Below are 22,665 nucleotides of genomic sequence, written 5' to 3'. Positions count from 1 at the left end.
GTCCGCGGGGTGCCGCGGTCGGCGCCTCGACCGTGCCCGCTCCCCGCCTCCGCTCCCTCCGGCGGCGCTGTGCGAGGGACCCGCCGCGCGGCGGGGCTGGGCCGGTCCGCCGGACGCGCCCTACTCGGCGTCGAAGATCCCGGGGAGCGTGGCGGTGTGCGCCCGGCGCAGCTCGTCGACGGGGATCTCGAAGCCGCCGCCCTCGTAGGCGACCGCCACCGCGGTCCCGCCGACCGTGCCGATCGCCGCGGCGGGGACCCCGTTCCGGGAGCACAGCTCGCGGAAGGCGTCCTCGGCGTCCGGGCGCACCGCCACCACCGCGCGGGCCGTGGACTCGCTGAACAGCATGGTGAAGGCGTCCTCGACGCCGCCCTCCAGGCGGACCGAGCACCCGGCACCGCCGCGCAGCGCCGACTCGGCCAGCGCCACCGCCAGCCCGCCGTCGGACAGGTCGTGCGCGGCCGCCGCCACCCCGTACTCGGCGGCCGAGGCCAGCACCTCGCCCAGCGCCCGCTCGGCCTCCAGGTCCACCCGCGGCGGCAGCCCGCCCAGGTGGCCGTGGACCGTCCCGGCCCAGGCCGAACCGCCCAGCTCCGCGCGGGTCTCGCCGAGCAGGTACAGCGCCGCGCCGTCGTCGGCGGCGCGGAACGCCGAGGTGAGCCGGTCGTGCACGTCGCCGATCACGCCCAGCACGCCGATCACCGGGGTGGGGTCGATGGCGCTGTGGCCGGTCTGGTTGTAGAAGCTGACGTTGCCGCCGGTGACCGGGGTGCCCATGTCCCGGCAGGCCTCGGCCAGCCCGCGGGTGGACTCGGCGAACTGCCACATCACCCCCGGGTCCTCCGGCGAGCCGAAGTTCAGGCAGTTGGTCACCGCGATCGGCCGCGCGCCGGTGGCGGCCACGTTCCGGTAGGCCTCGGCGTAGGCGGCGCGGGTGCCGGTGTAGGGGTCGAGCCGGGTGAAGCGGCCGTTGCCGTCGGTGGCCAGCGCGATGCCCCGGTCGGAGTCCTCGGCGATGCGGACCATGCCGCCGTCGGCCGGGGCGCCCAGCACCGTGTTGCCCATCACATAGGAGTCGTACTGCTGGGTGACCCACGTCGGGTCGCACACCCCCGGCGCCGCCAGCACCGACAGCAGCTGCTCGCGCAGCGCCGCGGCGTCCTTGGGCCGGTCCAGCCGGTCGGGGGTGTCGGCCTGCAGCGCGTCCTGCTCGGCGGGGCGTGCGTAGGGGCGCTCGTAGACCGGCCCCTCGTCGGCGGCGGTCCGCGGCGGGAGGTCGACGATGGTCTCGCCGTGCCAGGTCATCCGCAGCCGCCCGCCGCGCTCGGCCTCCTCCGGCGACACCTCGGTCACCTCGCCGATCACCGCGGCCTCGATGTTCCACTTGGCGCAGGCGGCCAGGAACGCCTCCAGCTTGGCGGGCTCCACCACCGCCATCATGCGCTCCTGGGACTCGCTCATCAGGATCTCCTCCGGCGTGAGCGTGGAGTCCCGCAGCGGAACGCGGTCCAGTTCGATCCGCATCCCGCCGGTGCCGCCCGCGGCCAGTTCGGTGGTGGCGCACGAGACGCCGGCCGCGCCCAGGTCCTGGATGCCCACCACCAGGTCCTCGGCGAACAGCTCCAGGCTGCACTCGATGAGCAGCTTCTCCAGGAACGGGTCGCCGACCTGGACACTGGGCCGCTTGGCCTGGCTCTGGTCGTCGAAGGTGGCGCTGGCCAGCACCGACGCGCCGCCGATGCCGTCGGGGCCGGTGGTGGCGCCGAAGAGCACCACCTTGTTGCCCGGGCCGGGGGCCTGGGCGAGCTTGATGTCCTCGTGCCGCATCACGCCCACGCACAGCGCGTTGACCAGCGGGTTGGCCGCGTAGCCCGCGCCGAAGCCCAGCTCGCCGCCGATGTTGGGCAGCCCCAGGCAGTTGCCGTAGAAGGAGATGCCCGAGACCACCCCGGGCAGCACCCGGCGGGTGTCGGGGGCGTCGGCCGGGCCGAAGCGCAGCGCGTCCATCACCGCGATGGGGCGCGCGCCCATGGTGAGGATGTCGCGCACGATCCCGCCGACGCCGGTGGCCGCGCCCTGGTGCGGCTCGACGTAGGACGGGTGGTTGTGCGACTCGATCTTGAAGGTGACCGCGCGGCCCTCGCCCACGTCCACCACGCCCGCGTTCTCGCCCATGCCGACCAGGAGCGCGTCGGACTCGGGGGCCGTCTCCCCGAACCTCTTCAGGTGCACCTTGGAGCTCTTGTAGGAGCAGTGCTCGCTCCACATGACCGAGTAGATCGCCAGCTCGGCCGCTGTCGGGCGGCGGCCCAGGATCCGCCGGACGCGCGCGTACTCGTCGTCGGCCATGCCCAGTTCGGCGTAGGGCTGGGGGGTGTCCGGCGTGGTCTCGGCGTGGGCCACGGTGTCCATGGCGCGGGTGTGGGACATGCGGAGATCTTCCGTTCGGTGCGCTGCGGTTCGTGGTGCGCCGCGGTCGGCGCGCGCGGTGGTCGTGCGGGTGCGCGGCGGGGCGCCGCGCGGGGCCGCCGGGGCCCGGGGGCGGCGGGCCGGGGCGGGGGCGTGCTCGGCGGGCGGGCTCAGTAGTGGGCGAGCACCACCGCCGCCGGTGTCGAGGAGTCCTGGGAGGCCGTGCTGGCCAGGGCCATCACCGAGCCGTCGGAGAGGACGAACTCGCCGGCGGGGACCTCCTCGTCGGGGTCGGCGCCCTTCGGGAGGAGCGGCTCCCACCCCTGGTCCATCAGGTGTCCGCGCACGTCCTCCAGGGCCTCCTCGGCCTCGAGGTCCCCGTCCCCGGCGGCCTCCAGGCCCACGGTCCGGTAGCACTCGCCCGGACGGTCCGGCGAGGCGGCCTGGCACTCCTGCCCCAGGTCGACGAAGCCGACCGAGGAGGGCGAGGTGCCCAGGGCGGACACCGGCGGGGCGTCGCGCGGCGGCTCCTGCTCCTGCGGAGACGGCGTGCTGAGCGCGTTGAACAGCCCGGCCGCGCCGGTGGCCACCATCGCGAGGACGACCAACCCCACCACCACGGCCATGGTCCGGCGGGACCGCATCAGCGCCATCATCGGGGTGCACCGCCTCCGGTTTCGCGTATCGGTCCGCTCGGTCGGCTCAATCCGCGCCGACCGGCACGGATCCGGCCAGGTGCGCCAGGACGGAGGTGAAGAACCCCAGCCCGTCCTCGGAGGGCCCGGTCAGGGCCTCGACGGCGTGCTCGGGGTGGGGCATCAGACCCACCACGTTGCCGTGCTCGTTGGCGACCCCGGCGATGTCGCGGTCGGAGCCGTTGGGGGCCCCGCCGCTGTAGCGCACCACCACCCGGCCGGAGGCCTCCAGGGCGTCCAGGGTGGCGGCGTCGGCGGTGTAGCGGCCCTCGCCGCTCTTGAGCACCACCGTGATCTCCTCGCCCGGGGTGTAGCGGGCGGTCCAGGCGGTCGCGCCCGACTCCACCCGCAGCCGCTGCGGGCGGTTGACGAAGTGCAGCGACCGGTTGCGGGCCAGCGCGCCGGGCAGCAGGCGGCTCTCGCACAGGATCTGGAAGCCGTTGCAGATCCCCAGCACCGGCAGCGCGCCCGAGCGGGCGGCCGGCACCAGTTCGCCCATCACCGGGGCGAACCGGGCGATGGCGCCGCAGCGCAGGTAGTCGCCGTAGGAGAAGCCGCCGGGCAGCACCACCGCGTCCACCCCCTTGAGGTCGGCCTCGGCGTGCCAGAGGGGGACCGGCTCGGCGCCGGCGATCCGGACGGCGCGCATGGCGTCCCGGTCGTCGAGGGATCCGGGGAACGTGACGACGCCCACACGGGCTGTCATGGGCACTCTCCGATGATGCGTCGGTGGTGGTGCCGCGGCTCGCGGCGCGGCGGACGGACCGGCCGGTGCCCGCGCGGCGGGCGGGACCTGGTCACGAGGTTACCGGTAGCCGGGGGCCGGGCGCGTCCCGCCCCCCGGGCCGGAGCTCCTCGGTGAGCAGCACGGTGGTGCGCCCCGGGCGGCCCGGCGGCGGCGTGCGGACCTCGACCTCGGAGACCAGTCCGCGCATCAGCGGCAGGCCGCGCCCGGACTCGGCGTCGGGGCCGGGCGGGCGGGGCGGCGGCACGGAGAAGCCGCGGCCCCGGTGGCTGACGGCGATCCGGCACCGCTGTTCGTCGGCGCTGACCTCGACCCGGTACTCCCGCGCCCCGTCGTTGTGCTCCACGGCGTTGGCGCACGCCTCCGAGGCGGCGGTGAGCAGGCGGAAGACGCGTTCGTCGTCGAGCCCGAGGGAGTGCAGCACCTTGCCGACGCACTCGCGCATCACCGGAACGGAGGAGGTCTGCGTCGGTAGGGCGAACGAGACGTCGACGTCCATCGTGGAAGTCACCCGGTCCCCGCTTTCGGTGGCGCTACCGGTTCCGCTTCCCGAGGCCGGGGCGATGAAACGGGTACTTCGGGGGCGAGCGGCGCGGAATCGGGCACCGGCGCGTGCGGGGACGTGCCCCTCCGCACCGGGGGCGCGCTCCCGTCGCGGGGACGGCGCCTCCCCCGGCGGCCCCGTGGACCGTTCGGCGCTATTCGGCCACGCGCAGCTCGAAGTCCTCGATCACCGGGTTGGCGAGCAGGGTCTCGGCGAGCCGGCGGACCTCCTCCAGGCGGGCCGCGTCGGCCTCGCCGTCGATCTCCACCTCGAAGCGCTTGCCCTGGCGGACCTGCTCGACGCCGGAGAAGCCGAGGCGGCCGCAGGCCCCCACGATCGCCTGCCCCTGCGGGTCCAGGATCTCGGGCTTGAGCATGACGTCGACGATGACGCGGGCCACAGTTCCTCCGGCATGGTCTGGGAGTGGAGTCGAGGGAGCAGGGAAAGCGTACGGTACCTGCGGCGTCGCACAGGTAGCGGGACGGCGGAAGGGAGCGGGGCGGCACGGGCCGGGCCTGCGAAGGCAAAGGATCGCGGCCGCCTCGCCCGCAACCGCGGGAAGAGAGGTGATCCGTGACGGGCATCACCCGGGCAGCGGTCATCATTCGGCGCTAGTCTGCGCGTCTAACAGTTCGGTACCGATCGGTACCGACCACCGGTCGTCCTAAGGGGGAGTTTTGACGACCATCGAGATGGAGCGCACCGCCCCGCACGCCGAGGAGCAGAAGGGCCTCGACTTCGCGGAGGCCGTGACCCCGTACGCGGACCAGCTCTACCCGACGGCGCTGCGGATGACCCGCAACGCCGCCGACGCCGAGGACCTGGTGCAGGAGACCTTCGCCAAGGCCTTCGCCAACTTCCACCAGTTCCGGGCCGGCACCAACCTGAGGGCCTGGCTGTACCGCATCCTGACCAACACCTTCATCAACGGCTACCGCAAGAAGCAGCGCGAGCCGCGCCAGGACTCCACCGACGAGATCAAGGACTGGCAGCTGGCCGCCGCCGAGGCGCACACCTCCACCGGGGCCCGGTCCGCCGAGGCCGAGGTGCTGGACCACATGCCCGACTCCGACATCCGCTCGGCGCTGGCCGCGCTCCCCGAGGAGTTCCGCCTGGTCGTGTACCTGGTCGATGTCGAGGGCTTCCCGTACAAGGAGGTCGCCGCGCGCATGGGCACCCCGCTCGGCACGGTGATGTCGCGGCTGCACCGCGCACGCCGGCAGCTCCGGGAGCAGCTGGGGCACTACGCCCGCGAGCGCGGGGCGGGCGCCGCCGCCTGAGCGGTCCCGCCCGCCGTCCGCGGCGCGGTCCGCCCCCCGGTTCCGGCCCTCCTCGATCCGTCCTCCCGCGACGCTCACCTCAGGTGACCACCGGTGACCGTCGCCACTCCGGACGGTCACTCTCGGTAGGCATATTTGCGGCGTTCGTGGCCGGTCCCCACTCCCCGGGGACCGGCCGCGCGTGTGTGCAGGGGGTGCCCGCCGCGGGTCCTCGGGGGTCCGAATTTTTCTTCGGACGGCCTTGTGGATCCTAGGAAGTCCTGGTAGTTGCGCTTTCTCCGGCGTCGGGGATCATGGGCCCGCAGCCGAAAAGGTGACGCCGGGGCTTGCGCCGGGCATGGTGAGGTCTGTCACGATATGCACCAGGGCCGCCCGTCAGACCCGTTACCCCGGGTGAGCGGGCGGAGGACCGGCCGGGCAGCGTCCACCCACGCGGCGTCGGCCCCGAGTACCCGAGGAGCGACAGGTGTCGGACACCACCGCGCACGACGAACCGGAGCTCGTCCAGCTCCTGACCCCCGACGGGGAGGTGCACACGCACCCCGACTACCCGCTGGAGATCGGCGGCGAACAGGCCCGGTCGCTCTACCGCGACCTGGTCCTGGTGCGCCGTGTGGACACCGAGGCGGTCGCCCTGCAGCGCCAGGGCGAACTGGGCCTGTGGGCGTCCCTGCTGGGCCAGGAGGCCGCCCAGATCGGCTCCGGCCGCGCCCTGCGCGATGGCGACATGGCCTTCCCCTCCTACCGCGAGCACGGCGTCGCCTGGTGCCGCGGCGTCGCCCCCAGGGAACTGCTGGGCATGTTCCGGGGCGTCACCAACGGCGGGTGGGACCCCGCCGAGCACGGCCTCCAGCTGTACACGATCGTCATCGGCAGCCAGGCGCTGCACGCCACCGGCTACGCCATGGGCGTCCAGCGCGACGGTGCGCTCGGCGAGGAGGGCGGCGACGCGGTCATCGCCTACTTCGGCGACGGCGCCACCAGCCAGGGCGACACCAACGAGGCGTTCAACTTCGCCGCGGTGAACAACGCGCCGGTCGTCTTCTTCTGCCAGAACAACCAGTGGGCCATCTCCGAGCCGCTGGACCGCCAGTCCCGGGTGCCGATCTACAAGCGCGCCTCCGGGTTCGGCTTCCCCGGCGTGCGGGTCGACGGCAACGACGTCTTCGCGACCCTGGCGGTCACCCGGGCCGCGCTGGAGAACGCCCGCGAGGGCAACGGCCCGACCCTGATCGAGGCGTTCACCTACCGGATGGGCGCGCACACCACCAACGACGACCCCACCCGCTACCGGGCCTCCGCCGAGCTGGAGGAGTGGAAGCGCAAGGACCCCATCCTGCGTCTGCGGGCCTACCTGGAGAAGCAGGGCCTGGCCGACGAGGAGTTCTTCGCGGGCGTCGACGAGGAGGCCGACCGGATCGGCGAGCAGGTCCGCGCCGAGTGCCGCGCCCTGCCCGACCCGGCCCCCCTGGAGATCTTCGACGAGGTCTACGCCGAGCCCAACGTCCACATCGACCGCCAGCGGGCGGACTTCGCCGACTACCTCGCGTCCTTCGAGGACGCCGGGGCCGAAGGGGGTCGCTGACCGATGAGCGCCAACCTCACCATCGGAAAGGCCATCAACGCGGGGCTGCGCCGCGCCATGGAGGCCGACCCCAAGGTCCTGGTCATGGGCGAGGACGTCGGCCGCCTGGGCGGCGTGTTCCGGGTCACCGACCAGCTGCACAAGGACTTCGGCGCTGACCGGGTCATCGACACCCCGCTGGCCGAGTCGGGCATCGTCGGCACCGCCATCGGCCTGGCGCTGCGCGGCTACCGGCCGGTGTGCGAGATCCAGTTCGACGGGTTCTTCTTCCCCGCGGCCAACCAGACCTTCACCCAGCTGGCCAAGCTGCGCCGCCGCTCGGCCGGCAAGGTCAGCGTGCCGATCGTGCTGCGCATCCCCTACGGCGGCGGGATCGGCGCGGTCGAGCACCACAGCGAGTCGCCCGAGGCCTACTTCGCGCACACCGCGGGGCTGCGGGTGGTCACCGTCGCCAACGCGGTGGACGCCTACTGGATGATCCAGCAGGCGATCCGCAGCGAGGACCCGGTCGTCTTCCTGGAGCCCAAGCGGCGCTACTACGAGAAGGCCGAGGTGGACACCGACGCGGCGCTGGAGAGCGCGGAGCCGATGGGGCGCGCCCGCATCGCGCGCCCGGGCACCGACGCCACCCTGCTGGCCTACGGGCCCATGGTCAAGACCGCCCTGCAGGCGGCCGAGGCCGACGAGGAGCGCTCCATCGAGGTGATCGACCTGCGCTCGATCGCGCCGGTGGACTACGACACGGTGACCGAGTCGGTGCGCCGCACCGGACGCCTGGTGATCACGCACGAGGCGCCGCTCAGCCACGGCGTGGGCGGCGAGATCGCCGCGCGCGTCACCGAGGAGTGCTTCTACCACCTGGAGTCCCCGGTGATCCGGGTCGCCGCCTTCGACACCCCCTACCCGCAGTCCCGGCTGGAGGAGCACTACCTGCCGGACCTGGACCGGGTGCTGGACGGGGTCGACCGGGCGTTCGCGTACTGAGCCGAGGGAGTCGGAGAAGAGCATGGCGCAGAGTGGCATTCAGGAGTTCCGGCTGCCCGATGTCGGCGAGGGGCTGGTCGACGCCGAGATCCTGCAGTGGTACGTCCAGCCGGGCGACCGGGTCGAGGTCAACCAGATGATCTGCGAGATCGAGACCGCCAAGGCCGCGGTGGAGCTGCCCAGCCCGTACGCGGGCACGGTGCACGAGGTGCTGGCCGAGGCGGGGGCCACGGTCGAGGTCGGAAGCCCGATCATCCGGGTGGACGACGGCAGCGGCGGCGGGGCGTCCGCCTCCGCGGAGTCCGCCGGGGCCGGGTCCGCCGGGGACACCGAGGAGAAGGAGAAGCCCCTCGTCGGCTACGGCGAAAAGGCCTCCTCCACCAAGCGGCGCCCGCGCCGCCGCCCGGCGGCCGCGGCCAACGGCGGCGCGCAGGCGAACGGGAGCGCCCCCGAGGCGCCGGCGGCCCCCGCCGCGGAGGCCCATGAGGCGCAGGGCCCCGTGCTCACCAAGCCGCCCGTGCGCAAGCTGGCCAAGGACCTGGGCGTGGACCTGCGGGCGGTCGATCCCACCGGCGAGGGCGGCCTGGTCACCCGCGACGACGTGCGCCGCGCCGCCGAGGGCGCGGCACCCGCCGCACCCGCCGCACCCGCCGCGCCTTCGGAGGCGCCGGCCGCCGCCCCCGCGGCCCCGGCCTCCGCCGCGCCTTCCGCCGCACTGTCCGTCGACCGGTCGGCGCTGGAGGAGCGGATCCCGGTCAAGGGCGTGCGCAAGCGCACCGCCGCGGCGATGGTGGGCAGCGCGTTCACCGCCCCGCACGTCACCGAGTTCCTGCAGGTGGACGTCACCAGGACGATGAAGGCGGTGCGGCGGCTGCGCGAGCGGCCCGAGTTCGCCGACACCAAGGTCTCGCCGCTGCTGATGGTGGCGCGGGCACTGCTCACGGCGGTCCGGCGGCACCCCGAGGTCAACGCCTCCTGGGACGAGCAGGCGCAGGAGATCGTGCTCAAGAAGTACGTGAACCTGGGCATCGCGGCGGCGACCGAGCGCGGCCTGGTGGTCCCCAACATCAAGGACGCCCACGCCAAGCCGCTGCCGGACCTGGCGCGGGACCTGCAGGCGCTGACCGAGGCGGCGCGGGCGGGCAAGACGTCCCCGGCGGACATGACCGGCGGGACGATCACCATCACCAACGTCGGCGTCTTCGGCGTCGACGCGGGCACCCCCATCCTCAACCCGGGCGAGGCGGCGATCCTGGCCTTCGGCCAGATCCGCGACATGCCCTGGGCGCACAAGGGGAAGCTGAAGCTGCGGAAGGTGACGACGCTGTCCCTGTCCTTCGACCACCGCCTGGTCGACGGCGAACTCGGCTCCAAGGTCCTCCGCGACATCGGCACCATGCTGGAGGACCCCGAACAGGTCGCCCTGGCCTGGGGCTGAGGTCCTGAGCCGGACTCCGGCGGCTCGGGAGGCGCACGGCGCCGCCCGAGCCGCCGAGTACGGTCGCATCGGCGGGTTCCCCGGCTTCACGCTCCTGTCCCTCGCCTCGGCCGACAACGATGAGCGGGCGCACATGCCGATCCCGGCCGGGGCACCCCACCGCTGAGCGGAGCGATGACACGGTCGACGCGCCCGTGCCGCCGCGGCGGCACGGCAGGGGGATCAGGCGGATCGGTGCGTCGCCGGGGCGGGGAGGCCGCCGTCCTCCGCGAGGGCGACACCGCCTCCGAGGTCGATGGTGCCGTCGGGGCCCGGGCGGGTGCGGATGAGGGACGCACGGCCCTGCCGGATGTCGAGGGGGCGCCCCAGCTCGCCGGCCAGGACCAGGGCGGCGGCTCCGGTGGCCTCGTCCTCGACGATGCCGTCGCCCCGGCGGGGGAAGCCGCGCGCGCGGACCAGCCCGGCCTCCTCGTCGGCCCACGCCCAGGCGTACAGCCACCCCTCGCCCTCGGGCGGGCCGGGCAGGGCCTCCAGCGCATCGGGGGAGGGGTGGCGCTCGGTGCGTCGCCCGGCGGCCCATTCCGGGCGGGCGCGGATCCACACGGTCCCGTCGGCGTCCTCCCGCACCGGCACGGTGCCCGCCTCGGGGCGCAGCGCCTCGACGGGGTGCCCGGACCGGCGGAGCAGCCAGGCGGTTCCCACCAGCGGGTGGCCGGCGAAGGGCAGGCGCACGCCCGGGGTGTAGATGTCGACGGCCCCGGTGTCCGGGTCGTCGACGAACACGGTCTCGCTGAAGCCCAGCCGCGCGGCCAGCGCCTGGCGCTCCTCCCGGGCGGGGAGCGCGCCCCCGTCGGGGACGACGCCCAGGGGGTTGCCCCCGGCGCCGTCGGGGCCGGTGAAGACGCGCAGGACGCGTACGGTCGGGCCTGCGGTACTCCGGGTTGCGGCGGTGTCGTCGTGCACAGGAGGATTCAACCACCGCCTCGGAGGCGGACGGGTCCGCCCCCCGGCCCGCGGCGGTGACCCCTGTCCGTGTCCGGCCGCACCGAGGGCCTCCCTCCGTGCCCGCACGGGTGGTAAGACGACGCGTGAGGGCGCAGCCGCAGGTGAAGGGAGCATGGTCGCGTGACCATCGTCGAGTTCCTCAACGCACGCTTGGACGAGGACGAGAGGGCCGCGCACGCAGCCTCCCCCGCCACCGGCGGACCCGGGCGCGCCCGTGCGGACGCGGCGGCCAAACGGCGCATCGTGCAGGAGTACGTGCGCGCCTACCGGGCGGGCCTGAACGCGATCGGCGGCCGCGGCGAGCCCGCGAGCGACGACTCGTGGGGCGCCCTCCACGCCTGGCGGAAGGCCTTGGAGCACCTGGCCTGGGCGTACTCGGGCCACCCGGACTTCGACCGTTCGTGGCTGACGCAGGAGCAGGGCGTCCCGAACCGGTGAGGCGCAGGGCCGCGGTCCACAGCCTGTGGACCGCGGCTCTCCCGCCGCGCCCGGTTCGTCCCTCCGGTCCCCGGGCTCCGCCGCCGTGGAACCGGTCAGGCGCCCGCGGCCTCCCCCTCCTCCACGTCCTCCAGCTCGGCGATCTCCATGGCCTTCTCCACGAGCGCCTCCACGATCTTGGACTCCGGCACGGTCGCGACCACCTCGCCCTTCACGAAGATCTGCCCCTTGCCGTTGCCGCAGGACACGCCGATGTCGGCCTCCCGCGCCTCCCCGGGGCCGTTGACCACGCACCCCATCACCGCCACCCGCAGCGCCGCCGGGAACCCGTCGAAGGCGGCCGCCACCTCCTGGGCCAGCGTGTGCACGTCCACCTGGGCGCGCCCGCAGGAGGGGCAGGAGACGATCTCCAGCCCGCGCTCCCGGAGCGCGAACGCCTCCAGGACCTGGATGCCGACCTTGACCTCCTCCACCGGCGGCGCCGACAGCGACACCCGGACCGTGTCGCCGATCCCCCGGCTGAGCAGCGCCCCGAACGCCGCCGCCGACTTGACCGTGCCCTGCGGCGGCGGCCCCGCCTCGGTCACCCCCAGGTGCAGCGGGTAGTCGCAGCGCTCGGACAGCAGCTCGTAGGCGGGCACCATCACCGCCGGGTCGTGGTGCTTGACCGAGATCTTGAGGTCCCGGAACCCGTGCTCCTCGAACAGCGAGCACTCCCACAGCGCCGACTCCACCATCGCCTCGGGGGTCGCTCCGCCGTGCCGCGCCAGCAGGCGCGCGTCCAGCGACCCGGCGTTGACGCCGATCCGGATGGGCACGCCCGCCGCGCCCGCGGCGGCGGCGATCTCGCCGACCCGGTCGTCGAAGCGCTTGATGTTGCCCGGGTTGACCCGCACCGCCGCGCAGCCGGCGTCGATCGCCGCGAACACGTACTTGGGCTGGAAGTGGATGTCGGCGACCACCGGGATCTGCGACCGGGCGGCGATGACCGGCAGCGCCGCGGCGTCGTCGGCGGTGGGCACCGCCACCCGCACGATCTGGCATCCCGCCGCGGTCAGCTCGGCGATCTGCTGCAGGGTGGCGTCGACGTCGGCGGTGACGGTGGTCGTCATGGACTGCACCGACACCGGGGCGCCGCCGCCCACCGGGACGCCGCCGACGTCGAGCCGTCGGGTGGGGCGGCGCTCGGGGGCGCGGGGCCCCGTCCACGGCTCGGGGTCGGAGGGCAGGCGGGGGAGGCCCAGTTCGGTCGGGCTCATCGCGGGCTCCTTTCCCGGCGGACCCCCGAGTGCCCGGGGGCTGCGGCCCGGGACCCGCCGTGCGGAAGGTGGTCGAGGACGGCGGCGGCGATGCCCGCCGGGTCGAGTCCGTGCTCGTCGAGGATCCCCGCGCGCGGCCCGTGCGGCAGGAACCGCGGCGGCAGCGCCAGGGTGACCGTCCGGGTGGCCGACCCGCGCCGGGCCAGCTCCTGGCCGAGCCGGGCGCCCAGGGAGTTGGCGGCGGTCGCGTCCTCGGCGGTCACCACGAGCGGGTGCGCGGCGGCCAGCTCCACCAGGGCGTCGTCCAGCGGGGCGATCCACCGCGGGTCGGCCGCGGTGGCGGGCGCCCCGCGGGCGGCCAGCATGCGGGAGGCCTCCAGGCAGGCCCCCGCCATCGGCCCCGTCCCGAGCAGCAGCACCTCGGCGGCGGGGTCCTCCCACAGCAGGTCGCAGTGGCCGATCCGGGCGCGGGCGGGCACGTCCGGGCCGGCCGACGCCTTGGGGTAGCGCAGCGCGGCGGGGCCGCCCTCCTCGGCGAGGGCCTCGCGCAGCAGCTCCCGCAGCGAGGAGCAGTCCCGGGGCGCGGCCAGCCGCATCCCCGGCACCACCGGGAGCAGCGCCGCGTCCCACATGCCGTGGTGGCTGGGCCCGTCCGGGCCGGTCACCCCGGCGCGGTCCAGCACCAGCACCACCGGCAGCCGGTGCAGGGCCACGTCCATCAGCACCTGGTCGAAGGCCCGCCCGAGGAAGGTGGAGTACAGCGCCACCACCGGCCGGGCGCCGCCCAGGGCGAGCCCGGCGGCCGAGGTCACCGCGTGCTGCTCGGCGATGCCCACGTCGTAGACCCGGTCGGGGAAGCGGCGGGCGAAGGGCTCCAGCCCGGTGGGGCCGGCCATGGCGGCGGTCACGCAGACCACCTCCGGGCGCTCGGCGCCGATCGCGGCGATCTCCTCGCCGAACACCGAGGTCCAGGACGGGCCCGAGGGGGAGCGGGAGCGCCCGGTGCGCGGGTCGACCACCCCGACGGTGTGCAGGCGGTCGGCGCGGTCCCGTTCGGCGGGCGGGTACCCGAGCCCCTTGCGGGTGACGCAGTGCACCACCACCGGCCGCCCCAGGGCGGACGCCCGGCGCAGCGCCTCCTCCAGCGCCTCGGTGTCGTGCCCGTCGACGGGGCCGAGGTAGGCGAGTCCGAGGGCGGAGAACACGTCCCCGGCGCCCGGCGCCTCCCGCCCGTCCCGTTCCCTGCCGTCCCCGCCGTCCCCTGCGGCGCCGCGCAGCCGCTCCAGGTGCGCGGCCAGGCCGCCCGAGGTGCGGGCGTAGGAGCGGCCGTTGTCGTTGAGCACCACCACGACCGGGCGGTCGGGGGCGGCGCCCAGGTTGTTCAGCGCCTCCAGGCTCATCCCGCCGGTCAGTGCGCCGTCGCCGACCAGCGCCACCACCCGGCGGCGCCGGTCGCCGCGCAGGGCCAGCGCCTTGGCCAGCCCGTCGGCGTAGGACAGGGCGGTGGAGGCGTGCGAGTTCTCGATGACGTCGGCCGCCGACTCGGCGCGGCTGGGGTAGCCGGAGAGCCCGCCCTCCGAGCGCAGGCCGTCGAACCCCTCCCGCCGTCCGGTGAGCAGCTTGTGCACGTAGGACTGGTGGCCGGTGTCGAACAGCAGCACGTCCCCGCCCTCGCGGACGTCGAAGACCCGGTGCAGGGCCAGCGTCAGCTCCACCACGCCGAGGTTGGGCCCCAGGTGGCCGCCGGTCCGGCAGACCCGGTCGATGAGGAAGGCGCGGATCTGCCCGGCGAGGTCGGGCAGCAGTCCGGCGGGCAGGGCGCGCAGGTCCGCGGGGCCGCCGACGCGGTCCAGCAGCGGCGTGCGGGGCCCGGTCCCCTCGTCGCCGCCGCCCGCCGCGGCCTGCGGCCGTGGTGTCCCCTGTGCCCGCGTCATCGGCGCCTCACCGGGGCGGGCAGGGTGAAGTGCACCGTCTCGCGGGCGGTCTCGTACTCCTCGACCGACAGCGGGCCCAGCCCCCGCAGGGCGTCGACCACCGCGTCCACCAGGGCGGGCGGGGCCGAGGCGCCGGCGGTCAGGCCGATGGCGCGCGCCCCCGCCAGCCACTCGGGGCGGATGTCGCCGGGGCCGTCGATCAGGTGCGCCGGTGTCCCGTGCCGCTCGGCCAGCTCGACCAGGCGCACCGAGTTCGAGGAGTTGTCCGAGCCGACGACGAGCACCGTGTCGGACTCGGCGGCGATGGCGGCCAGGGCGTCCTGCCGGTTGGTGGTGGCGTAGCAGATGTCGTCGGAGGCGGGCCCGCGCAGCGCGGGGAACCGGGCCCGCAGCGCGTCCACGATCTCCGCGGTCTCGTCCACGGCGAGCGTGGTCTGGGTGAGGTAGGAGACCCGGCCGGGGTCGGGCACCTCCACGCGGGCGGCCTCCTCGGGGGTCTGCACCAGGACGGTGCGGGAGGGCGCCTCGCCCAGGGTCCCCTCGACCTCCTCGTGCCCGCCGTGCCCGATGAGCAGCACGGTGTCCCCGCGCGAGGCGAACCGCCGGGCCTCGGCGTGCACCTTGGTGACGAGCGGGCAGGTCGCGTCGATGACGGACAGGCCGCGGCGGTCGGCGTCGTCACGGACCGCGGGCGAGACGCCGTGGGCGGAGAAGACCACGGTCTCCCCTTCGGGGACGGCGTCGAGCTCGTCCACGAAGACCGCACCGCGCTCTTCCAGTTCGGCGACGACGCGGGTGTTGTGCACGATCTGCTTGCGCACGTAGACCGGGGAACCGCGCTGTTCGAGCGCGCGCTCGACGATCTCGACGGCGCGCTCCACTCCCGCGCAGAAGGAGCGCGGGGCCGCCAGGAGCACCTGGCGGGGCGCCCCGGCCACCTCCTGCCAGGCGGAGAAGGCGGCCTGGACGGCCTCCCCGGCGGCGGGGCCTCCGTCGGGCCCCTCGACCTCGACCCCCAGCCCGACGCCGGAAGCGGTGCCGGAGGCCCCCGCTCCTCTCGCGGTGCCCGCCCGCCCATGTGCGCCCTCGGGCCCGGGAGCGTCGAGAACGGTGGCGAGCACGGCACCCGCGCCGCCGCCGGTTCCGGGCAGGGCGACCGGGCCGCGCCGGACGGGCACCCCGGCGCGGGTGAGGGAGCCGGCCAGCAGGTCGGCCGCGGGGCAGGGGACGGGCGGTCCGTCATCGGGGACCAGGACGTCGGCGACCAGCGCCGCCGTGCGCCAGGGGGGACCGGGTGGTCCGTTGTCGCGGAGCGCCGGTTCGGCGCCGCCGGAAGGGGCTGCGGTCATGGCTTGCCTGCCTTTCTTCGGGGAGTGCGTTCCCGGCCCTCTGCGGGGCGGGGCGACCTGGGGCGCACGGCACGGACGGGCGGTCCCCGCGGTCAGCCGTCGCGGTGGGCGGCCAGGCGGGCCAGGGAGGACAGCTCCTCCCGGTGGCGGCCGTACGGCACCGCCGTCCGCAGGGCCTCCAGGGCGTTCTCCAGCAGGGCGTCCGCGCGCTCGACGGCCCAGGTGCGGCCGCCCGCCTCCTCCACGAGGGCCGCCGCGCGCTCCGCCTCCTCGTCCGAGAGCCGCTCCTGCCCGCTCATCAGAGCGTGCAGCTCGTCCCCCGCTCCGGTCCGGGACGCCACCGCCGCCACCACCGGCAGGGTCTTCTTGCGGCTGCGCAGGTCGGAGTGGACCGGTTTGCCGGTCGCCTCCGGGTCGCCCCAGATCCCCAGCAGGTCGTCGGCGATCTGGAAGGACAGACCCAGGTCCGCGCCGAAGTCGCGCATCGCCCCGACGCGGGCCGGCCCCGCGCCCGCCCACAGGGCGCCGAGCGCGGTGCAGCAGGCCAGCAGCGCACCGGTCTTGCCGCGCGCCATCGCCAGGCACTCCTCCAGCCCGACGTCCCCGCGGCGCTCGAAGGACAGGTCGGCCGACTGGCCGCCGATCAGGTCCTGCACCGCGGCGCCCACCATCCGCCCGGCCTCGGCGGCGCGGTGCGCCCCGACCTGCGAGCCGCCCCGCGAGAGCACCTCGAAGGCCAGGGTGAGCAGCGCGTCCCCGGCCAGCACCGCCGGGCCCGCGCCGAAGACGGTCCAGGCCGTGGGCCGGTGCCGCCGGGTGGTGTCGCCGTCCATCACGTCGTCGTGCAGCAGCGAGAAGTTGTGCACCAGCTCCACGGCGACCGCGGCCGGCAGCGCCCGCCGCGCGTCGCCGCCGACCGCCTCGGCGGACAGCAGCACCAGGGCCGGGCGCAGCGCCTTCCCGCCGCCGTCGGCGACGGGGCGGCCGTCCTCGTCGCACCAGCCGAAGTGGTACCCGGCGATCCGGCCCATCGCCGGGGGCAGGCCCTCCACGGCCTCCCGCAGCGCCGGGCCGGCCAGGTCGCGGGAGTCGGTGAGCACGTCGGCGGCGCCGCGGGCGGGGCCGGCGGCGCGCCGCGCCGCCGCATCCGCCGCGGCGGCGGGGTCGAGGGAAGCGGCGGGGGACTCGGTGGCGGATTCTGTGGGGGACATGGAACCTCCCAAACGGGTCGGCGCGGCCGGGCGGACCGGTCGGGACCGGTGAACGGCCGGCGCGGGCGGTGGAGGAGACCACCGGCCGGCGGGCCGGGGCTCTGCATGCGCGTCCGTGGAATCGGTGCGGTCAGGGGTCGTCGGGGGCCTCGGCCCGGGACGTCGCGGCCCGGAGCGTCGTCCGCGCCTCGTCGGCTCCGTCACACGGGTCCTTCACACGGGTTCCTCGCCGGTCTGCTCCTCTCGGTCGTCGGGTGGCCACGGGGGTGCCTCCACCGACCGGGCCACGAACCCCCGTCGACGATCGAGGGGGTGGTCGGTGGACGCCTTTCGGTAGGCGAAGGCGCCGTAGGGGCAGGGCCGCATGCCGGGGAGCGCTCGGATGCCGCCGCCATCGGTCGCCCCCTTCCCGTGCGCGTGCGCCGTCGCCGGACACGGGGAACCTCCGCCCCGTGCGGCGGGTCACCGGCCCAGTTCGACGTCCTCCAGCAGCCCCAGCGCGTCGGGCACCAGCACGGCGACCGAGTGGTAGGCGGTCACCAGGAAGCGGCGGATCGCCTGGTCGCCGATGTCCATGGCGCGCACCGACACCCCCGGCACGTGCTCGTCGGGCAGCCCCGTGCGGTGCAGCCCGATCACCCCCTCGTCCTGCTCGCCGGTGCGCATCACCAGCACCGACGTGGTCCCCGAGCGGCTGATCGGGATCTTGTCGCAGGGCAGCAGCGGCACCCCGCGCCACGTCGTCACCGCCTGCCCCTCCACCCGTGCCGTGCCGGGCATCACCCCGCGCCGGGTGCACTCGCGCCCGAAGGCCGCGATCGCCTTGGGGTGCGCCAGGAAGAACTCCGACTTGCGGCGCCGGCTGAGCAGCTCGTCCAGGTCGTCGGGGCCGGGCGGGCCCGACCGGGTGGACACCGTCTGGCGCGGGTCGGCGTTGTGCAGCAGCCCGAACCCCCGGTCGTTGACCAGGTCGTGCTCGCGCCGCTCCATCAGGGCCGCGACCGTCAGGCGCAGCTGCTCGCCCTGCTGGTCCATCGGCTCGCTGTACAGCTCGGCCACCCGGGTGTGCACCCGCAGCACCGTCTGGGCGATGCCCAGCTCGTACTCGCGGGGCGCGGGGTCGTAGTCGACGAACGTCCCGGGGATCGTCGGCTCCCCGCGGTGCCCGGCCGCCATCGCGACCGCCGCCTCGCCGAGCTTGTTGGTCCGCGGCCGGGGCGCCGACGCGGCCCTGCGCACCACCGCCTCCAGCGCCGGCACCCGGTCACGCAGCGCGGCGAAGTCGGCCGCGGACAGCGCCAGCACCGTGCACGCGGTGGCGGCGGTCAGGGTCGCGTCCCACGGCTCGGCCTGCGAACGGGGCCCGGACAGCGCCGCCGACCCGGCGACCTCCCCCGAGGAGAGCAGCCCCAGCCGCGCCGGGTCGCCGAACTCCCCGGAGCGGGTGCGGCGCACCTTGCCGTGCGCGACGAGCAGCACCCGGTCGGCGGGGCTCCCGGCCTCGGCGATCACCTCGCCGGGCCGGTAGCGCACCGCGGTGAAGGCGTCGGCGACCGCGTTCAGCGCCTCCATTCCCTGCGGGCTCCCCTCGTCGGCGCCGCGCAGCAGGGACAGCTCGCGCAGCCCCGCCGGGAGGGGGCGGTGCTCGGTGCCGACGCGGACGATCGGGACCCGCCCGTCGCCGACGGTATGGGTGAGCCGGCGGTTGACCCGGTAGGCGCCGCCGGGGACGTCCGTCCAGGGCAGCATCCGGGACAGCCAGCGGGGGGTGGTCTCCAGGGTGGCCGGCGGGGTCTTGGTGGTCGTGGAGAGTTTGCGCGCGGCACCGGTGGTCAGGCTCTGCGGGGGCGGGGGGACCCCGTCCGCGGCCGCGCCGGGGCCGTCGTGCGTCTGGGTCATGGTGCGCACCGTTCGTCGAGGGGCGGTCGGTCGAAGAGGGGGTGGGCGGGGCCGGAGACGCGGGCTGCCGCGGGCGGCCGGTCGGCTCTGGTGCGGTCGGTCTCGGTCGGGGGCACGGGGCCGCCGCGCGCGTCGGGCGCGTCGGGGCGGGGCGGACGGGCGGCCGCGGTGCCCGGGCCGCCCGGGCCGCCGAGCAGGCGGCGCAGGGCCGGGCCCCCGGACCCCGGCGCCGCCGGGGCCCGGTAGCGGCCCGTGGCCCGGGACCACTCGTGGTCCCCGGCCAGCCAGAGGCGGAGGTCGTTCATGTACCGCTCTACCCGCGCCGCGGCCCCGCGCCCCAGCTCCAGCTCGGCGCAGAGCGCCGGGACGTCCTGCCGCGCGGCCCGCTCGAACTCCTCCAGACGGGCGTCGGCCGCCGCCGCCACCATCCGCGCGCCCTCCTGTGCGGAGGTCCCGAAGAACCGCTGCGCCACCAGCACGCCGTTGTTGACGTCGCCCTCCTCCTCGATCTCCTTGCGGAAGGAGAGGATGTCGTTGCGCAGCGGCCCCACGTCGGCCCAGGACTCGGTGAGCGCCCGGACCGCGTCGTCGGCCAGGAACTCCTCGGGCAGCGGGTCGCCCCCCTCGCCCTCGGCCGCCAGCCGGGCCAGCCCCAGGGAGAAGGAGGTGCCGGCGGTGCGGCGGCGCATCTCGATGTAGTCGATGGGGTCGGGCACCCGGTGCTGGGCGTCGTTGGCCAGCTCCCACAGCCAGGACTCCGCGAACCCGCCGACCAGGTCGGGGAAGGCATCCCGGGCGGTGGGCCCCAGCAGCGGCGCGGTGCGCCGCCACAGGTCGGCCAGGCCGCGCTGGGCCGGGTCGGCCGGGGCCGGGCCCGCCGCCGGGTCCGGCCCCAGGAACGCCCGCAGCCCCTCCAGGTAGGCCCGCGCCCCCGCCCGGTCCCGGCGCAGCTTGAACTCCTGGACCACCATGTCGTCGAGGTAGAAGCCCCACACGTGCCAGTCGCCGACCAGCTCCAGCTCCTCGGCCCCGGCCCGGGGGTGGGTGAGGGCGGCGAACCGGCCGTAGTCGGCGTCCTCGAAGGCGCCGGGGCCCCACACCGGGGTGGAGAGCATGCCCATCGCGCCCGCCCACTCCCGCACGTGCGCCCGCACCTGCTCCAGCCGGGGGTTGGTCCGGTGCGGGTAGGGCATCGTGAACTCCGGCGCCTCGACGGGTTCGGCCGGGGCGCGCGGCACCGGGCCGTGCGAGGCGGCCAGCGCCCGCGCGCCCAGGGCGGCGGTGGCCCCCGCGCGCACCGCGGCCGTGCCCGTCCCGGAGGGGACCGGCAGGCCGCTCGCGGCGGCGGTCGAGGCCGCCCCCGGGTAGCGCCCGGACTGCAGGTGCCACTCGTCGGTCCCGGAGAACCACTCCTGCAGCCCCTTGACGTACCGCAGCACGCGGGCCTTCTCCTCCTCGTCGAGCGCGTGCTCGGCGAACAGCGCCGGCAGCTCGGCCACCGCGGTGTTCTCGATCAGCCGCATCCGCGACCCGACGACGTCGCGCATCACCTCGGCCGCACGCTGCGGCCCGCAGCCCAGGAAGGTGTCCATCACCAGGACGCCGTTGTCGAGCTCGCCCTCCTCCTCGACCTCGCGCTGGTAGGAGTACACGTCGTTGTGCATCCCGGCGGCGTCGGCGAAGGCGTCGGTGATCACCCGCATCGGCCGGGTGCGGGCGACCCGGGCGGGCAGCTCGGCCCCGATCACCGCCTCCACCAGCCCGGCCGACCACTCGGCCCCGCCGGCGCGGCGCCGCATCTGCAGGTAGTCGATGGGGTTGGCGACCTCGTCCTTGGCGATGGAGACCAGCTCGCGCAGCGACTCGTCGGTGAGGTTGCGGGTGTAGCCCAGGAACCGCTCGCGCCAGTCCCGGGACATCGCCGGTGCGGTGCGCCGCCAGAGGTCGGCCAGGGACCGCTCGACGGGGGCGGCGGTGGCGGGCACCCGGGCCTCCGGGTCGAGCGGCATGAACGCCCGCAGGCCCAGGAGGTAGTCCCGGGCGGCCCGCCGGTCCCGGGTCCGCTTGAACATCTCCAGGAAGTGGTCGTCGAAGTAGAACACCCACACGTACCAGTCGGAGGCCAGCTTCATCAGCCGCTCGTCGCAGTCGGGGTGGGTGTAGGCGGCCAGCAGCGGGAAGTCGTGGGCCTCGTACTTCCTCCGGCTCCACACGGGCGCGCCGTCGGGCCCGGTGTCGTCGAAGATGCCCATCTCCTCGCTCCAGGCTCTGGAGTGCTCCCGCGCGGCCTCCACGTGGGGGTTCAGCCGCGCGGGGTAGAGCGCGTAGAACGGCGGGATGCGGTAGGGGTGCATCAGGCCTGCCCGTGCTCCCGGCCGATCTCGACGTGCTCCAGGATCCCCAGCGCGTCGGGCACCAGCACGGCCGCGGAGTAGTAGGTGCTGACCAGGTAGGAGATGATCGCCTTCTCGTCGATGCCCATGAACCGCACGGACAGCCCGGGCTCGTACTCGTCGGGCAGGCCGGTCTGGTTCAGCCCGATCACGCCCTGGTTCTGCTCGCCGGTGCGCATGAGCATGATCGAGGAGGTGCGGGTGGAGCTGACCGGGATCTTGTTGCACGGGAAGATCGGCACCCCGCGCCAGGCCGGGATCTGGTGCCCGCCGTGGTCGACGGTCTGCGGGTAGAGGCCGCGCTCGGAGCACTCGCGCCCGAAGGCGGCGATCGCCCGCGGGTGGGCCAGGAAGAACGCCGGCTCCTTCCACACCAGCCCGAGCAGCTCGTCCATGTCGTCGGGGGTGGGCGGCCCGGTCCGGGTGGGGATGCGCTGCTCCAGCGCGGCGTTGTGCAGCAGCCCGAAGTCGCGGTTGTTGACCATCTCGCTCTCCTGGCGCTCGCGCAGCGCCTCGATGGTCAGCCGCAGCTGCTCGCCGACCTGGCTCATCGGCTCGTTGTACAGGTCGGCCACCCGGGTGTGGACCCGCAGCACGGTCTGGGCCACGCTCAGCTCGTACTCGCGCGGCGCCAGCTCGTAGTCGACGAAGGTGCCCGGCAGGTCGGGCTCGCCGACGTGGCCGGAGGACATGTCTATGGCGGCCTCGCCGTGCTCGTTGACGGGCGCGTCGAGCCCGGACAGGAAGGCCTCGACGTGCGCGCGCAGGTCCTCGGAGCGGTCGGCGAGCTCCTGGAAGGCCGTCCGGTGCAGGGAGAGCACGGTGGTGGGGGTGACCGCCTTGACGGTGATCTCCCACTGGTCGTCCCCGCCCACCAGCGACAGGTCGCCGAAGTGGTCGCCGTCGACCAGGGTCTCCAGCACCACCGGGTCGCCGAACTCCCCGGCGCCGATCTCGTTGGCCTTGCCGTGCGCCACCAGGTGGACCCGGTCGGCGGCGTCCCCGGCGGTGACGATCGGCTGGCCCGGCTCGTACTCGTGCTGCTCGAAGCGGGCGGCCAGCTCCGCGAGCAGGGCGTCGTCGTCGAACCCGCGCAGCAGGGGGAGCTCGCGCAGCTCCTGGGGGATCACCGAGATCTCGGCGCCGCGGGTGGTGAAGGTGACCCGGCCGTCGCCGACCACGGCGCTGAGCCGGCGGTTCACCCGGTAGGCGCCGCCCGCGGTGCGCACCCAGGGCAGCAGCCGCAGCAGCCAACGGGAGGAGATCTCCTGCATCTGCGGCTGGGACTTGGTGGTCGTCGCCAGGTTGCGCGCCGCGGCCGTACCGAGGCTGCGCTGGGGCTGGGGGGCGCCGTCCTGGGGTCCGGTACCGGTTTCGAGCTGCTCGGTCACAGTGCACCGCCGTTTCTGCAGTCGCGTGGACGTGTCAAAGGGGGGCGCCCGGGACGGTCCGCCCGGACGGCTCCGCGGGGGCGCGGATTCCTCCGGAAGGTCCGTT

The 22,665-nt window shown here is 75.3% G+C and carries 18 protein-coding genes; 5 read left to right on the top strand and 13 right to left on the bottom strand.

The features are described from left to right. Positions 1–120: 120 nt before the first annotated feature. The 5 genes from purL to purS form a co-directional block, all read right to left on the bottom strand. On the bottom strand, positions 121–2,430 hold the full coding sequence (gene purL / locus C892_RS0105150) for a phosphoribosylformylglycinamidine synthase subunit PurL (RefSeq protein WP_017556354.1): 2,310 nt from the start codon (positions 2,428–2,430) through the stop codon (positions 121–123). A 149-nt stretch (positions 2,431–2,579) separates the two neighbouring features. Beyond that, positions 2,580–3,053: a hypothetical protein gene (locus C892_RS0105145; RefSeq protein WP_239647261.1), complete on the bottom strand. Its 474-nt coding sequence runs from the start codon at positions 3,051–3,053 to the stop codon at positions 2,580–2,582. A 58-nt stretch (positions 3,054–3,111) separates the two neighbouring features. Beyond that, entirely contained in the window at positions 3,112–3,810 is a 699-nt protein-coding gene (gene purQ, locus C892_RS0105140) for a phosphoribosylformylglycinamidine synthase subunit PurQ (RefSeq protein WP_026124139.1), read from the bottom strand. A 91-nt stretch (positions 3,811–3,901) separates the two neighbouring features. Continuing rightward, positions 3,902–4,348 carry an ATP-binding protein gene (locus tag C892_RS0105135; RefSeq protein ID WP_017556351.1) on the bottom strand — a complete coding sequence of 149 codons (447 nt, stop codon included), beginning with the start codon at positions 4,346–4,348 and terminating at the stop codon, positions 3,902–3,904. Positions 4,349–4,547: 199 nt separating this feature from the next. Continuing rightward, positions 4,548–4,793 carry a phosphoribosylformylglycinamidine synthase subunit PurS gene (gene purS / locus C892_RS0105130; RefSeq protein WP_017556350.1) on the bottom strand — a complete coding sequence of 82 codons (246 nt, stop codon included), beginning with the start codon at positions 4,791–4,793 and terminating at the stop codon, positions 4,548–4,550. Positions 4,794–5,070: 277 nt separating this feature from the next. On the opposite strand from purS, the gene C892_RS0105125 reads away from it, so the two are divergent. The 4 genes from C892_RS0105125 to C892_RS0105110 all read left to right on the top strand — a co-directional run bounded on the left by C892_RS0105125 (position 5,071) and on the right by C892_RS0105110 (position 9,680). Continuing rightward, positions 5,071–5,673 carry a sigma-70 family RNA polymerase sigma factor gene (locus C892_RS0105125; RefSeq protein ID WP_017541252.1) on the top strand — a complete coding sequence of 201 codons (603 nt, stop codon included), beginning with the start codon at positions 5,071–5,073 and terminating at the stop codon, positions 5,671–5,673. Positions 5,674–6,139: 466 nt separating this feature from the next. Continuing rightward, the gene (gene pdhA, locus C892_RS0105120) at positions 6,140–7,258 is read left to right on the top strand and encodes a pyruvate dehydrogenase (acetyl-transferring) E1 component subunit alpha (protein ID WP_017556348.1); all 1,119 of its coding nucleotides are present in this window, start codon (positions 6,140–6,142) and stop codon (positions 7,256–7,258) included. 3 nt (positions 7,259–7,261) lie between these two features. Next, entirely contained in the window at positions 7,262–8,242 is a 981-nt protein-coding gene (locus tag C892_RS0105115) for an alpha-ketoacid dehydrogenase subunit beta (protein ID WP_017541254.1), read from the top strand. 22 nt (positions 8,243–8,264) lie between these two features. After that, positions 8,265–9,680 (top strand): dihydrolipoamide acetyltransferase family protein, encoded by a 1,416-nt coding sequence (locus tag C892_RS0105110; RefSeq protein ID WP_017556347.1) that lies wholly within the window; start codon positions 8,265–8,267, stop codon positions 9,678–9,680. Positions 9,681–9,902: 222 nt separating this feature from the next. Here C892_RS0105110 and C892_RS0105105 read toward each other — a convergent pair whose 3' ends face one another. Further along, a complete protein-coding gene (locus C892_RS0105105) occupies positions 9,903–10,643 on the bottom strand; it encodes a PhzF family protein (RefSeq protein WP_017556346.1) in 741 nt (246 codons plus the stop codon). A gap of 162 nt (positions 10,644–10,805) precedes the next feature. Between C892_RS0105105 and C892_RS0105100 the strand changes: the two genes are divergently transcribed. Next, positions 10,806–11,123 (top strand): DUF6221 family protein, encoded by a 318-nt coding sequence (locus C892_RS0105100; protein WP_017541257.1) that lies wholly within the window; start codon positions 10,806–10,808, stop codon positions 11,121–11,123. 95 nt (positions 11,124–11,218) lie between these two features. Here C892_RS0105100 and ispG read toward each other — a convergent pair whose 3' ends face one another. The 7 genes from ispG to C892_RS0105060 form a co-directional block, all read right to left on the bottom strand. After that, positions 11,219–12,382 carry a flavodoxin-dependent (E)-4-hydroxy-3-methylbut-2-enyl-diphosphate synthase gene (gene ispG, locus C892_RS0105095; RefSeq protein WP_017556345.1) on the bottom strand — a complete coding sequence of 388 codons (1,164 nt, stop codon included), beginning with the start codon at positions 12,380–12,382 and terminating at the stop codon, positions 11,219–11,221. Beyond that, positions 12,379–14,316: a 1-deoxy-D-xylulose-5-phosphate synthase gene (locus C892_RS0105090; RefSeq protein WP_017556344.1), complete on the bottom strand. Its 1,938-nt coding sequence runs from the start codon at positions 14,314–14,316 to the stop codon at positions 12,379–12,381. The genes ispG and C892_RS0105090 overlap by 4 nt, the downstream gene beginning before the upstream one ends. Then, on the bottom strand, positions 14,313–15,665 hold the full coding sequence (gene ispH / locus C892_RS0105085) for a 4-hydroxy-3-methylbut-2-enyl diphosphate reductase (protein WP_017556343.1): 1,353 nt from the start codon (positions 15,663–15,665) through the stop codon (positions 14,313–14,315). Before ispH ends, C892_RS0105090 begins: the two co-directional genes overlap by 4 nt. 92 nt (positions 15,666–15,757) lie before the next feature. Then, positions 15,758–16,876 carry a family 2 encapsulin nanocompartment cargo protein polyprenyl transferase gene (locus C892_RS0105080; RefSeq protein ID WP_017556342.1) on the bottom strand — a complete coding sequence of 373 codons (1,119 nt, stop codon included), beginning with the start codon at positions 16,874–16,876 and terminating at the stop codon, positions 15,758–15,760. A gap of 462 nt (positions 16,877–17,338) precedes the next feature. Then, positions 17,339–18,775, bottom strand: coding sequence for a family 2B encapsulin nanocompartment shell protein (locus C892_RS0105070; protein ID WP_040685304.1), 1,437 nt, complete (start codon positions 18,773–18,775; stop codon positions 17,339–17,341). Then, positions 18,772–21,129: a terpene synthase family protein gene (locus C892_RS0105065; RefSeq protein ID WP_017556340.1), complete on the bottom strand. Its 2,358-nt coding sequence runs from the start codon at positions 21,127–21,129 to the stop codon at positions 18,772–18,774. Before C892_RS0105065 ends, C892_RS0105070 begins: the two co-directional genes overlap by 4 nt. Beyond that, complete coding sequence (locus tag C892_RS0105060; protein WP_017556339.1) at positions 21,129–22,559, bottom strand: family 2B encapsulin nanocompartment shell protein; 1,431 nt, start codon at positions 22,557–22,559, stop codon at positions 21,129–21,131. Before C892_RS0105060 ends, C892_RS0105065 begins: the two co-directional genes overlap by 1 nt. Positions 22,560–22,665 lie beyond the last annotated feature (106 nt).

The sequence above is a fragment of the Nocardiopsis baichengensis YIM 90130 genome (assembly GCF_000341205.1).
GTDB lineage: Bacteria > Actinomycetota > Actinomycetes > Streptosporangiales > Streptosporangiaceae > Nocardiopsis_A > Nocardiopsis_A halophila.
This window is presented reverse-complemented; position numbering and strand designations above follow the sequence as displayed.